11 protein-coding genes, 2 tRNA genes and 1 pseudogene are annotated in these 13,184 nt (G+C 65.7%); 5 read left to right on the forward strand and 9 right to left on the reverse strand.

What is annotated here, in order from left to right; all coding sequences use genetic code 11:
* Positions 1-210: 210 nt before the first annotated feature.
* Positions 211-747, reverse strand: coding sequence for a peptidylprolyl isomerase (locus tag ACLBYA_RS30300; protein WP_447713215.1), 537 nt, complete (start codon positions 745-747; stop codon positions 211-213).
* Positions 748-803: 56 nt separating this feature from the next.
* Between ACLBYA_RS30300 and cwsA the strand changes: the two genes are divergently transcribed.
* The 5 genes from cwsA to ACLBYA_RS30325 all read left to right on the forward strand — a co-directional run bounded on the left by cwsA (position 804) and on the right by ACLBYA_RS30325 (position 5,477).
* On the forward strand, positions 804-1,229 hold the full coding sequence (cwsA, locus tag ACLBYA_RS30305; protein WP_447713179.1) for a cell wall synthesis protein CwsA: 426 nt from the start codon (positions 804-806) through the stop codon (positions 1,227-1,229).
* A 63-nt stretch (positions 1,230-1,292) separates the two neighbouring features.
* Positions 1,293-3,620: an arylsulfatase gene (locus ACLBYA_RS30310; RefSeq protein WP_447713180.1), complete on the forward strand. Its 2,328-nt coding sequence runs from the start codon at positions 1,293-1,295 to the stop codon at positions 3,618-3,620.
* A 157-nt stretch (positions 3,621-3,777) separates the two neighbouring features.
* A complete protein-coding gene (locus tag ACLBYA_RS30315; RefSeq protein WP_447713181.1) occupies positions 3,778-4,395 on the forward strand; it encodes a helix-turn-helix domain-containing protein in 618 nt (205 codons plus the stop codon).
* Between the two features lie 81 nt (positions 4,396-4,476).
* Entirely contained in the window at positions 4,477-4,995 is a 519-nt protein-coding gene (locus ACLBYA_RS30320; RefSeq protein ID WP_447713182.1) for a VOC family protein, read from the forward strand.
* Positions 4,992-5,477, forward strand: coding sequence for a nitroreductase/quinone reductase family protein (locus ACLBYA_RS30325; RefSeq protein ID WP_447713183.1), 486 nt, complete (start codon positions 4,992-4,994; stop codon positions 5,475-5,477). The genes ACLBYA_RS30320 and ACLBYA_RS30325 overlap by 4 nt, the downstream gene beginning before the upstream one ends.
* Before the next feature lie 252 nt (positions 5,478-5,729).
* Here ACLBYA_RS30325 and ACLBYA_RS30330 read toward each other — a convergent pair.
* The 8 genes and pseudogenes from ACLBYA_RS30330 to gyrB all read right to left on the reverse strand — a co-directional run.
* A pseudogene (locus ACLBYA_RS30330) lies at positions 5,730-5,936 on the reverse strand (IS110 family transposase); the annotation flags it as partial.
* Between the two features lie 119 nt (positions 5,937-6,055).
* On the reverse strand, positions 6,056-6,487 hold the full coding sequence (locus tag ACLBYA_RS30335) for a hypothetical protein (protein ID WP_447713184.1): 432 nt from the start codon (positions 6,485-6,487) through the stop codon (positions 6,056-6,058).
* A gap of 22 nt (positions 6,488-6,509) precedes the next feature.
* Positions 6,510-7,070: a hypothetical protein gene (locus ACLBYA_RS30340; RefSeq protein ID WP_447713185.1), complete on the reverse strand. Its 561-nt coding sequence runs from the start codon at positions 7,068-7,070 to the stop codon at positions 6,510-6,512.
* Positions 7,071-7,330: 260 nt separating this feature from the next.
* Positions 7,331-7,403: transfer RNA gene (locus ACLBYA_RS30345), tRNA-Ala, on the reverse strand.
* A gap of 130 nt (positions 7,404-7,533) precedes the next feature.
* Positions 7,534-7,607, reverse strand: a tRNA-Ile gene (locus tag ACLBYA_RS30350).
* 66 nt (positions 7,608-7,673) lie between these two features.
* Complete coding sequence (locus ACLBYA_RS30355) at positions 7,674-8,474, reverse strand: DUF3566 domain-containing protein (RefSeq protein WP_447713186.1); 801 nt, start codon at positions 8,472-8,474, stop codon at positions 7,674-7,676.
* A 40-nt stretch (positions 8,475-8,514) separates the two neighbouring features.
* Entirely contained in the window at positions 8,515-11,058 is a 2,544-nt protein-coding gene (gene gyrA / locus ACLBYA_RS30360; protein WP_447713187.1) for a DNA gyrase subunit A, read from the reverse strand.
* Between the two features lie 21 nt (positions 11,059-11,079).
* The gene (gyrB, locus tag ACLBYA_RS30365) at positions 11,080-13,107 is read right to left on the reverse strand and encodes a DNA topoisomerase (ATP-hydrolyzing) subunit B (RefSeq protein WP_447713188.1); all 2,028 of its coding nucleotides are present in this window, start codon (positions 13,105-13,107) and stop codon (positions 11,080-11,082) included.
* Between the last annotated feature and the right edge of the window lie 77 nt (positions 13,108-13,184).

Raw genomic sequence — 13,184 nt, forward strand, 5'->3', positions numbered from 1 at the left:
ACCCAGCAGCACCACCGACCGCACGAAAACACGCCCGGCCTTGGGGCGTCGACCCACTACGGCCTCCACACCCCTTGACTCGACCTACAGCCAGCTAGCCCTGCCCCCCCTTCTGGCGAGCGTGCGGGTCTGCACCCGACACACCGACCCCACCACAAAGAAAACGCACGTTCGCCGGCTGCCCGGCGAACGTGCGCTCTGAGGGAAAAGTCAGGAAATGGTGATCGACTCGATGACCACCGGCTCGGTGGGCCGGTCGCCGCGATCGGTCGCGGTGGTGGCGATGGCGTCGACGACCTTCTGCGACTCCGGATCGACGACCTCACCGAAGATGGTGTGCCGACGGTTCAGGTGCGGGGTCTTGCCGACGGTGATGAAGAACTGCGACCCGTTGGTGCCCGGTCCGGCGTTGGCCATGGCCAGCAGGTAGGGCTTGTCGAACTGCAGTTCCGGGTGGAACTCGTCGGCGAATTGGTAACCCGGGCCACCGCGACCGGTACCGGTCGGGTCGCCACCCTGGATCATGAAGCCGTCGATGACGCGGTGGAAGATGGCGCCGTCGTAGAACGGTCCCGAAGAACCGCCGGTGGCGTTCTCGGTGCTGTAGTCCTTGGTCCCCTGCGCCAGGCCGGTGAAGTTGGACACCGTCTTGGGGGCGTGGTTGCCGAACAGGGCGATCTTGATGTCGCCACGGTTGGTGTGCAGCGTCGCGGTCGCTGTCTGAATTGGGCTCGTCACGGATTTCAGTCTGCCATTCACAGTTCGGCGACCGACGCCGCCCCCGCACGAATAGGCTTGCGGCCATGAGCGCGAAGACGACCGCCGTACAACTGACTCCTGCCGAGCGGTTCAGCCGCGGCCTGAAGTATTCGACGGTGGGGCCGGTCGACATGACCAGGGGAGCGGTCGGTATCACCGCGCAGACCGTGGGCTCCTCGGCCGGCTGGTTACGCGACCGGTACCGCAGCGGCAAGCTGCGTGCGGATCTGGAGAACGCCCAGGAGGTCGTGGCCACCGAGCTCGCGGCGGCCCAGGAGGTCATCACCAGCCTGCCGCAGGCACTGCAGAACGCCCGCCGTCCCAAGCGGCGCCCACGGCCGGTGGTCCTGGTGCTCGCCGGTGCCGGTGTGCTGGCCGTCGGCGCGGTGACGTTCTCCATCGTGCGCCGCTCCATGCGGCCGGAGCCCTCGACGCTGCCGCCGAGTGTGGAGATCACACCCAAACCCTGACGCGGCCGGGCGGCGCGCGGTGTATCACTTATGGGACATTTCGTGCGCTGAGAGGATCCCGGGATGACCGCAGACGTCGTGGCACCGAAGCTTCCGGACGGCGGCGTCCTGCCGTTCCCGCCGGTTCCGTCGGCCAGTGTGGCCGGCCGGACCTTGGGTGAGTCCAGCTACGCGCAACGTGAGGTCCCGCGCCGGTTGCACGAGGGCACCCCCAACATCGTGATCGTGCTGATCGACGATGCCGGGCCCGGGCTGCCCACCGCATTCGGCGGCGAGATCAACACCGCGACGCTGGACCGCTTCTGTACGGAAGGCGTGTCCTACAACCGTTTTCACACTACGGCCATGTGCTCCCCGACCCGGGCCTCACTGCTGACCGGCCGCAATCACCATGAGATCGGCAACGGACAGATCGCCGAGCTGGCCAACGACTGGGACGGCTACTCGGGCAAGATCCCGCGGTCAGCCGCCACCGTCGCCGAGGTACTCAAGCAGTACGGTTACGCGACGTCGGCGTTCGGCAAATGGCACAACACCCCGGCCGAGGAGACCACCGCAGCCGGTCCGTTCGAGAATTGGCCCACCGGACTGGGTTTCGAGTACTTCTACGGGTTCCTGGCGGGTGAGGCGTCGCAGTACGAGCCGCACCTGGTGCGCAACACCACCGTCGTCGCACCGTCAAAGACACCCGAGGAGGGGTATCACCTGTCGGAGGATCTGGCCGATGACGCCATCGGTTGGTTGCGCCGGCACAAGGCCTTCAATGCCGACAAACCCTTCTTCATGTATTGGGCCAGTGGCTGCCTGCACGGACCGCACCACATCATGAAGGAATGGGCGGACAAGTACGCCGGCAAGTTCGACGACGGCTGGGATGCGTACCGGGAGCGTGTCTTTGCCCGTGCCAAGGACAAGGGATGGATTCCGCAGGACTGTGCGCTGACCGCCCGGGATGAGACCCTGGCCGCGTGGGATGACATTCCCGAGGACGAGAAGCCCTTCCAGCGGCGGCTGATGGAGGTCGCCGCCGGTTACGCCGAGCATGTGGACGTTCAGGTCGGGCGGATCTCCGATGAGCTCGACGAGCTCGGCTACGGCGACAACACCCTGTTCTTCTACATCTGGGGTGACAACGGTTCATCCGGTGAGGGACAGAACGGGACGATTGCGGAACTGTTGGCGCAGAACGGAATTCCCACGACCGTGCGTCAGCATATCGACGCCCTGGACGAGCTGGGCGGCCTCGACGTGTTGGGCTCACCGTTGGTGGACAACCAGTACCACGCCGGCTGGGCGTGGGCGGGCAGCACGCCGTACAAGGGCATGAAGCTGCTGGCCTCGCATCTGGGCGGGACCCGCAATCCGTTGGCGGTGCGTTGGCCGGCGCGGGTCACCGCGGATCCGGTACCCCGTGACGTCTTCCTGCACTGCAACGACATCGTCCCGACCATCTACGACGTGGTGGGCATCGAGCCGCCTCGGACCGTGGCCGGGGAGCAGCAGATCCCGATCGCCGGCGCCAGCTTCGCCCGTACGCTTGTCGACCGAGATGCACTGGGCGGCAGGAAGACTCAGTACTTCGAGATCATGGGCAGCCGGGCCATCTACGATGACGGTTGGTTGGCCTGTGCGCGAGGGCCGCGGCTGCCGTGGGTTCCGGGCGCGCCGGAAGGCATCGCGACCTGGACGCCGGATCAGGACCGCTGGGAGCTGTACCACTTGGACACCGACTGGTCGCAGGCCAATGACGTGTCCGCTGACGAACCCGATAAGTTGGCCCAACTGCGCGAGTTGTTCGCCATCGAGGCCGCCCGCAACGCCGTGCTGCCCGTTGGTGGTGGACTCTGGGTACCGGTGTACCACCCGGAACTGCGGATCGCGCCGCCATACCGGGAGTGGACGTTCGCCGGGGACATGGTGCGGATGCCCGAATTCTGCGCGCCCGCACTGGGGAACAAGGACAACACCGTGACCATCGATGTGGATGTCCCGGCGGCCGGCAGTGGGGTGTTGTATGCCCTCGGCGCCGCGGCGGGCGGGCTGACCTGTTATCTGGACGACGGGTTCCTCTGCTACGAGTACAACCTGTTCATCCTGATGCGCACCAAGATTCGGTCGACGCAACCCGTTTCGCCAGGCAGACACACCATCGTCGTGGACACCCGGTACGCCGAGGTGCGGCCGGGCGGTCCGCTGGACATGACGTTGTCCGTGGATGGAACCGAGGTGGCCGCAGGCCAGGTGCCGGTATCGGCACCGCTGCTGTTCACCGCGAACGACTGCCTGGACATCGGGACGTGCCTCGGATCACCCGTGTCGTTGGATTACCGGGAGCGCGCACCGTTCCCGTCCGAGGGGCAGATCCGGCAGGTGCACGTCACGTACAGCTGAGCGGCGTCGGTCAGCCGAAAGCCGCAGCACAGCAAGGTATCCCGGTAGATCGTCGGACGGCACTGTTCCGGCCGGGGTCGTCGGTCGGTATGTTCTGCGGGTGTGGGAAGAACAGCCAGGACGGTCCGCTCTGGTCCGTACACTCTGGCGTGCGCAGGTGGACCGTCCCGGGCGCTACCCCGTGACCGGGTCCGAGTACTGGGGCCTGTCCTTCATCCGGCGCCAGGACGGTACGCCGGCCGCCGAACTGGACGGTCCGAGCCTGCGTGGCCGGACGGTCGACGGGCACCTTGGCGAACGGTATTGGGGTGTTGAGCTCGCCGCGTACGTGGCAGTTCCCGGCGTCCCCAAACGCGCCCTCCTCGGCGAGACGGTGAACCTGCCGATCTCGAAGGAGCACGTCACCCTCGGCGAGCACCGATGGCCGATACCGGACTACACCGAACTCGAGGACTGGGTGAATCACCTGGCCGAGCACGGCGGGCTCCTGGTCGACGAAGAGGTCCGCAAGGCGCTCGACGGTGACCGGATCGGCGCTTCGGCACGCACCTGGCAGCGCCGCTATCGTCGTACGGTCGGGTTGACCGCTGGGCAGGTCGAACAGCTTCATCGCGCCCAACTCGGCTACCTGCTGTTGCAGAGCGGGCACACACCTGCCGAGGCTGCCGCCGGTGCGGGTTTCGCCGATCAGCCCCACCTGACGCGCGCCCTGCGGTTGATCCGAGGTCAGACGCCGGCCGCGATAATTGCCGCCCAGCGTCGACGCCAGGACTGATCCGGGTGGGAATGTGTCGTTCTCGTTCAAGAAGTTCACCCGCGTGCCGCGATCAACTGGCCTGGACGAAAGGACAGCCCCGTGCCAGTAGTTCCCGCCACACCGCCCGGCTTCGCCACCATCAACCCATTCATCGTCACTCGTGACGCAGACGGCCTGATCCGATTCCTGACGACGGTATTCGACGGCGTCGAGCGCCTCGACGCCCGCACCATCGACGACGACGGACTACTGCTCCACGCCGAGCTTCAGATCGGCGGCACGACCGTGATGTTCGCCGAACGAAAGCCCGGGTGGCCGTTCACCCCAGTGCTGCTCCAGATTTACGTCGACGATGTCGATGTCGTGCTGGGCCGCGCGGTCGCGGCCGGCGCGGAGATCATCACCCGCCCTACCGACTTCTTCGGCGATGTGCTGTCCCGCTTCCTCGATCCATGGCGCAACCTGTGGTGGGTCTACCAATACGGCGGAGCCGACACCGATACCGGTTGGACCGAGAGCGTCGACGCGTCGCCAGGGTGGGAGCCGACCCCGGAACTGTCCTACGTCCACAACACACTGCTCGCGGCACTGCCCAGAGTCTGCGACGCGCAGCAGTGAGCAACGGCGAGATGGGCTACCACGATCCGGACGCCCCGTGGAATCAGGAACCCCACCGGGATCCGGCGAGCTGGAACAGCGATGTCATAGCCGAGTTTCGCGCCAACGCGGGACATGTCGGCGGTGATTACGACAGCGTTCCGCTGATCCTGTTGACCACGACCGGAGCCCGCAGCGGCGCGGCCCGCGTGGTACCGCTGGCGCCGAACTATCGCGACGGAACCCTGTACCTGAGCTCGTTCCGGGAGGACCGAGATCCGGACTGGTTTCACAACATCCGCGCGAACCCCGCCGTCATTGTCGAGGTCGGTGATCAGGTGCGCCCCGCTCTGGCGCGCCCACTGACCGGTGCCGAGTATGACGAGTTCGCCGATTGGGTCCGGCAGCACAATCCGTTGCTCGCGGAGTTCCAGCAGACGATCCACCGACCGGTGCCGCTGGTGACGATCGACTTCTCACGGACCCTTCCAACACAGAAATAGGCCAGACCGAGTTCGGTCTGGCCTGCCTCTCATGCTGAGACGTACTAAATTCCCTTCGGCGCAACGGCTTACAGCCGTGCGGGCTGCCGGACAACCCTGTCGGTGGGCGGTTCCGCGCTCGCTTCCGGTCAATTGCCCGTCAAGGACAGCTGAAAACGGGGCCAGCCCCACTGGCTGTAGGTGGTGTCAAGGCCTGGGATGGGCGTGGTGGATCGGCATCCGCGTTGGGGATGCTGTGGTGTCGGCGACATGGGCGGGATTGACCTGCCCCGACACCGGAACCGCCGCCATCACACTCGCCGCCGCGTCACCCAGGCCCGAGCCGTTCATCGTGAACTCTGTCGGACTGACCAGCAGATGACGCGCAGCATCAGTCACTGAGAACAACGCCGAGGTCTTGCCGACATCAACAGCAACGACGATCGTGGACGACGTGACTGGAGCACATGGCACAGACACAGAACACCTCCGGGGTGTCAGGAACTCCCTCGTGCGACAACACGCGGACCCCAGGAATCAGTTACAGATCCCTTCCTGACACCTCCGGAGGCATTTGAGAAGGACCAACTCGATCTATATCAACCGTAATGGGCGAAGCCGCAGGTGGGCCGCGGCTCGGTCTTGAACGAGACCAGATTGCCGTCCATCATGATGGCGCAGATGAGTTCGGTGTCCCCGCCGTCGGCGGTGACCGAGGTCTCGATCTTGTCGTAGACCGGGTACTGCTTTTCCCACGGCAAGGTCACGTTCGTCTCGGTCACCTCCGGTTCCCCGTTGATGCGGTAAGTGAGGGTGACCGGGCCGGTGCCGCCGCGCACCTGCATGGTCGCGGTGCCGATCTGCGGGCCCGTCGGAGTCGGCTGCTCCGAGGGCGTCGCGGGGCGTGACGTCGGTTGTGCTGTGGCGCTCGACCCGGTGGGCTCGGCAGCGATCGGTTGGCCGTCCGTGGAACTGCAGGCAGTGCATATCGCGAGGCTCGACAATGCGACGGCGACCCGAAGTTTCCCCATCGTCCGAGCCTAAGCCCGCGGATCAGGCCCGGGATGCACCAAGTCGAGGACCCGCTCCCGGTGCTTCCACGGCAGCGACCCGCCGACACCCCTCGAGCGGCTTGAGTTGCGCGCCGATCCGCGCCGCCAAGGTGACCGCGTGGTCAGGGCAGTGCGCGTCGACGTCGCGCCCGTACAGGGTCGTCACCGGCGCACGCTGATCGAACAGTTCGGCCGGCCACGCACACGTCGCCAGCACCGTGTCCCGCGCGTAACCCGCAGCGCCGGAAGCGAAGCCGTCACGCAGGGTGGCCGGGAGCCTGGCCTGAAAGTCGGGCTGGGCATAGACCGGGGTGTCCGAGTCCGGGTAGCCGCTCAGAATCATTCTGTATAGATCTTCGGCGGTGAAATCACTCAGCTGGCGCTCCGCGGCGACCGGGTCGGCGGCGACGTCTTCGACGAAGGCCCGGTGCAGTGTGCCCAGGAGTGCGGTCGTTGGGGAATGGCCGAGATCGTCGGTGGGGGAGACCAGGATCAGCGCACGCACCTCCTCGTGGCGGGCGAGTGCCGGTCCGAACGGGGCGCCTTGCGAGTTGGCGACCACCGCGACGGGCTCCGTTGTGAGAAACCCACCGAGGCCAGGGTCTCGTGCGGGTCGGCGGTCGAGGCACCCAGGCCCGGCCGGTCGACGGAGATGCTCCGAACCCCACGGTCCTCGAGCAGTGCGTCACTGCCGAACCGCATCAACCGTCCGCACCCGACGCCCGGGAGAAAGCTCAGCGGTGTCCCGTCAGCGGGGCCGTACTCGCGGTAGTCGAGTCGGCGGCCGTCAGGTGTCGGGATTGTCGGCATAGAAGTGAATTGTGGAGCCTAGGAGATTCGAACTCCTGACATCTGCCTTGCAAAGGCAGCGCTCTACCAACTGAGCTAAGGCCCCTTTACGGGGTTAGGAGGGCTGTTCGTCGATGGTGTGCCAGACCTCGACGCCGTGTCGGGACCGGTAGACCACCACGGTGATCGCTGCGATCACCGCCACGATCACCAACTTCATGGTGCCAACCCTTCTGTGGGCCTAGGAGGACTCGAACCTCCGACCTCTTCGTTATCAGCGAAGCGCTCTAACCGCCTGAGCTATAGGCCCGTACGACCACTGGGGCCGAGCGACGAGATTACCGTAAGCACTGCCCATCGCCCAAACCGCGAGCATCTAGTCCCGATCTGCCAGCGTGACCTCGACGCCGCCGACCAGATCCGTGATCAGGTTGTAGATGAACGCACCCGCGGTCGCCATCGCCGTCAGCAGCACGATGTTGACCAGACCGATCAGGGTCGCGCCACCGAAAATCGTTCCACTGGAGATGAGTTCACCGCCGGTACCGCTGTCACTGGTCAGCAGATCACCGACATTGCTGTTCAGCTTCGTCCAGACACCCATGCCGCCGAGCACCAGGTACAGAAACGCCACCGCGATCATCCAGACGAAGAACATGACACCGGAGAGCACCAGCGAGACCTTCAGGGTGCTCCACGGATCGATACGACGGATCTGCATGCTGGCCCGCACCGGACCCTGATGCTTCTTGGCGACCTGCACCCGCCCGGCCGGGGCCGACGGACGCGGATCAGAGGCGGCCGGGGCCGGCGGGCGTCCCTGGCGGGGCGCCTGCGCGGACAGATCCGGCAGCTCGCTGGCGTAATTCTCGGGCCGTTGTTCCACGGTCCTGGTCGGGACGACCTCGGTTTCGCGGGTCTCACGAGGCGGGGTCACCGCGGTCCCGGACAGGAACTGCCCGACCCTGGCGTCGGCACCGGGGGAGCGGGCCGGCGGCCGGGGCGGCTCACCTTGGCGGGGCGGGTTGTTGGCGCGGTTGGCCTGACCCCGCTGCCAGGGCGGGACATCGCTGTTCTCGGCGCCCTGCGCCCGGCGGGCGGGCGCGCCGCCGTCGGGCTGTGACGCACCCGGTGACCCGGCGGGTGCCGGGTGGCCGGGCTCGTTCGGTGAGGTCACCTTGCGACTCCTTGTCTCACGCCCTGGGCGGGCTGCGCCATCACGTTGCGTCGGCCTCGCCACCGGCGGTCTCGGACTCGGCCTCGGCCTCTGAAACCTCCGAGTCCGACTCGTCGCCGGCCTCGGCGTTCCTCGCAATCGCAATCAGTGTGTCGCCCTCACCAAGGTTCATCAAGCGGACCCCCTTGGTCTGGCGACCCGCCTTCCGGACCTGTCGTGCCGCGGTCCGGATGACGCCCCCGCCCGAGGTGATGGCGTACAGCTCTGTCTCGTCGTCGACGATCAGCGCTCCCACCAGACTGCCACGCTTGGGGTCGTACTGGATGGTGAGGATGCCCTTGCCGCCGCGGCCCTGCGCCGTGTACTCGTCGATGGCGGTGCGCTTGGCGTAGCCACCCGCCGTCGCGACCAGCAGGTACTTGTCGGTTTCCACGACGTTGAGCGACAGCAGGCGGTCGTCCTCCTTGAACCTCATCCCCTGCACACCCGAGGTGGCGCGACCCATCGGCCGCAGCGCCTCGTCGGTGGCCGAGAAGCGGATCGACTGCCCCTTCGCGCTGACCAGTAGCAGGTCGTCCTCGGCCGAGCACAGCACGGCGCCGACCAGTTCGTCACCGTCACGCAGGTTCACCGCGACGATGCCGCCGGAGCGGTTGGAGTCGAAGTCGGACAGCTTGGACTTCTTGACCAGACCGTTGCGCGTGGCCAGCACCAGGTACGGAGCGTCCTCATAGGTCTGTAGCTGGATGACCTGGGCGATGCGCTCCTCCGGCTGGAAGGCCAGCAGATTGGCGACATGCTGGCCGCGTGCGGTGCGGGATGCCTCCGGGAGTTCGTAGGCCTTCGCCCGGTACACCCGACCCTGCGTGGTGAAGAACAGGATCCAGTCGTGCGTGGAGCACACGAAGAAGTGGTTGACGATGTCGTCCTGCTTCAGCCCGGCACCCTGCACGCCCTTACCGCCGCGCTTCTGGCTGCGGTAGAGGTCGGTCTTGGTGCGCTTGGCGTAGCCGGTCTCGGTGATCGTGACGACCACGTCCTCGCGGGCGATCAGATCCTCGTCGCTGACCTCACCGTCGGCGGGCACGATGCGCGACCGTCGGTCATCGCCGTACTTGTCCGCGATCTCCTTGAGCTCGTCGCGGACGATGGCGCGCTGCCGTTCCGGCTTGGCCAGGATGTCCTCGAGGTCGGCGATCTCGGCCTCGATCTTGGCCAGATCATCGACGATGCGCTGCCGTTCCAGGGCGGCCAGGCGACGCAGCTGCATGTCGAGGATGGCCTGGGCCTGGATCTCATCGACGTCGAGCAGGTCGATCAGGCCCTGCCGGGCGATATCGGCGTTGGCGGAGGCCCGGATCAGGGCGATGACCTCATCGAGGGCGTCGAGCGCCTTGACCAGACCACGCAGGATGTGGGCCCGCTCATTGGCCTTGCGCAGCCGGTACCGGGTACGCCTGTTGATCACGTCGAGTTGGTGCTCGACGTAGTAGCGGATCATCTGGTCCAGGCGCAGGGTGCGCGGCACCCCGTCGACGATGGACAGCATGTTGGCGCCGAAGCTGGTCTGCAGCTGGGTGTGCTTGTAGAGGTTGTTCAGCACCACCTTCGCGACGGCATCGCGCTTGAGCTCCACCACAATTCGCAGACCCACACGATCGCTGGACTGGTCCTCGATATTCGAGATCCCGGTCAGTTTGGCGTCGCGCACCTGCTCGGCGATCGAGGTGATGAAGTTGTCGTGGTTGACCTGGTAGGGCAACTCGGTGATGACGATCGAGGTACGCCCGCGCGAATCCTCTTCGATCTCGACTACACCGCGCATCCGGATGGATCCGCGACCGGTGGTGTAGGTGTCGTGGATGCCCTGGGACCCCACGATCAGACCCGAGGTGGGGAAGTCCGGACCCTTGACCCGTTCGCAGCACGCCGCCAGGGTGGCTTCCTCGTCGGCCTCATGGTTCTCCAGGCACCAGTAGACCGCCTCGGCCAGCTCACGCAGGTTGTGCGGCGGGATGTTGGTTGCCATTCCGACGGCGATACCGCCCGAGCCGTTGGCCAGCAGGTTGGGGAACCGACTGGGCAGCACGGTCGGTTCCTGCACCCGGCCGTCATAGTTCGGGATGAAATCGACTGTCTCCTCGTCGATTTCACGCAGCATCTCCATGGCCAGCGGCGTCAGCCGAGCCTCGGTGTAGCGCATGGCGGCCGGAGGATCGTTACCCGGCGAGCCGAAGTTACCCTGGCCGTCGACCAGCGGGTAGCGCAGCGACCACGGCTGGGCCATCCGGACCAAGGTGTCATAGATCGACGAATCACCGTGCGGGTGATAGTTACCCATGGTCTCGGCGACCGAACGCGCCGATTTCGCGTGTCCGCGGTCGGGCCGGAACCCGGAGTCGAACATCGCGTAGAGCACGCGTCGGTGCACCGGCTTGAGACCGTCGCGCACCTCCGGCAGCGCACGGCCGACGATGACGCTCATGGCGTAATCGATGTAGCTGCGCTGCATCTCCTGCTGAATGTCGACAGGTTCGATGCGGTCGCCGGCTTCGTCGCCCGGCGGCAGGGTGGTGTCAGTCATTGAGAAATTTTTCCTTAGCCGTTAAACATCAAGGAAGCGAACATCTTTGGCATTACGAGTGATGAAGCTGCGGCGCGCTTCGACGTCCTCGCCCATCAGGATGGAGAACAGCTCGTCGGCAGCGGCGGCATCATCGAGGGTCACCTGACGCAGCACCCGCACGCTGGGATCCATGGTGGTCTCCCACAGTTCCTTGGCGTCCATCTCACCGAGACCCTTGTAGCGCTGGATACCGTCCTCGGGGTTGATCCGCTTGCCTGCGGCTCGGCCCGTCTCGAGCAGACCGTCACGCTCGCGGTCGGAGTAGGCGAATTCGGGCTCGCTGCGCTGCCACTTCAGCTTGTACAGCGGTGGCTGCGCCAGGAAGATATGTCCGTTCTCCACAAGCGGTTTCATGAACCGGAACAGCAGGGTCAGCAGCAGCGTGGAGATGTGCTGGCCGTCGACATCGGCGTCGGCCATCAGCACGATCTTGTGATAGCGCAGCTTCTCGATGTCGAACTCGTCGTGGATACCGGTGCCCAGCGCGGTGATGATGGCCTGGACTTCGGTGTTCTTCAGCACCCGATCGATACGCGCCTTCTCGACGTTGATGATCTTGCCGCGCAGCGGCAGGATCGCCTGGAACATCGAGTCGCGGCCGCTCTTGGCCGAACCACCGGCCGAATCGCCCTCCACCACATACAGTTCGGACTTGCTCGGATCTGTCGAGCGGCAGTCGGCCAGCTTACCCGGCAGCCCGCCGATATCGGTGGCGCTCTTGCGGCGCACCAACTCGCGCGCCTTGCGCGCGGCGATGCGGGCCTGCGCCGACGAAACCGCCTTGTTCACAACGGTCTTCGCTTCGGCGGGGTTGGCGTCGAACCAGTGCTGCAGTTCCTCGTTGCAGATCTTCTGCACGAAGGACTTGACCTCGGTGTTACCCAGCTTGGTCTTGGTCTGACCCTCGAACTGCGGCTGGGACACCTTCACCGAGATGACAGCGGCCAGTCCCTCACGGATGTCGTCCCCGGTGAGGTTGGGGTCCTTCTCCTTGAGCAGCTTCTTGTCCTTGGCGTACTTGTTGACCACGGTGGTCAACGCCGCACGGAAACCCTCTTCGTGGGTGCCGCCCTCGTGGGTGTTGATGGTGTTGGCGAAGGTATGCACCGACTCCGAATAACCGGCGTTCCACTGCATCGCGATCTCGACCTCGTGACCGGGGCCCTTACCCTCGAAGTCGATCACGCTGGGCTGAATCGCGGTCTTGGTGCGGTTGATGTGCTTGACAAAATCGACCAGGCCGCCGGGGTAGTGGAATGTCCGGTGTTTCACCTTCTGCGGAGCTGCGGCATCGGCGGCCTTCTCCTCGGCCGACTTGGGGGCCTCGGCGTGGTCGCTGACGATTTCGTCGACGACCTGCTCGGGTGTCACCCGCTCGTCGGTCAGCTCGATGGTGAGGCCCTTGTTGAGGAAGGCCATCTCCTGGAGCCGCCGCGCGATCGTCTCGAAGTCATAGGTGGTGGTCTCGAAGATGTCCGGGTCCGCCCAGAACCGGATGGTGGTCCCGGTCTTCTTGGAGGGCTCGCCCTGACGCAGCGTTCCCGGCACCGACTTGTCATAGGTCTGGTGCCATTCGAAACCGTCCTTGTGGATATCGGCCTCGAGCCGGGTGGACAGCGCATTCACCACGGAGACGCCGACACCGTGCAGACCGCCGGACACCTGGTAGGCGCCCTCTTCGAACTTGCCGCCGGCGTGCAACACGGTCATCACGACGTCGACGGTCGGGATACCGGTGGCGTGCATGGCGACGGGGATACCGCGACCGTCATCGGTGACCTGGACACCACCGTCCTCGAGGATCCGGACGTCGACCTTGGTGGCGAAACCCGCCATCGCCTCGTCGACCGCGTTGTCCACGACCTCCCAGATCAGGTGGTGCAGACCCCGCTCTCCGGTGGAGCCGATGTACATGCCGGGTCGCTTGCGGACCGCTTCCAGACCTTCGAGTACCTTGATGGAATCGGCGCCGTACTCGGCCGGAGCGTTCTTGTCTTGGGCAGCCACGTTGGACGCGTCTCCTTGGGGTTGCGTTGAGGCGGTTCTGTCACCGTCTACAAAAGCTCCCAACAGTCTACCGCTAG

It is taken from the genome of Mycobacterium sp. C31M, assembly GCF_053345865.1.

Excerpts from the sequence above, each read along its gene's own strand:
- cwsA (WP_447713179.1), top strand. The coding sequence starts at position 804 with ATGAGCGCGAAGACGACCGCCGTACAACTGACTCCTGCCGAGCGGTTC.
- ACLBYA_RS30310 (WP_447713180.1), top strand. The coding sequence starts at position 1,293 with ATGACCGCAGACGTCGTGGCACCGAAGCTTCCGGACGGCGGCGTCCTG.
- ACLBYA_RS30335 (WP_447713184.1), bottom strand. The coding sequence starts at position 6,487 with ATGGGGAAACTTCGGGTCGCCGTCGCATTGTCGAGCCTCGCGATATGC.
- gyrA (WP_447713187.1), bottom strand. The coding sequence starts at position 11,058 with ATGACTGACACCACCCTGCCGCCGGGCGACGAAGCCGGCGACCGCATC.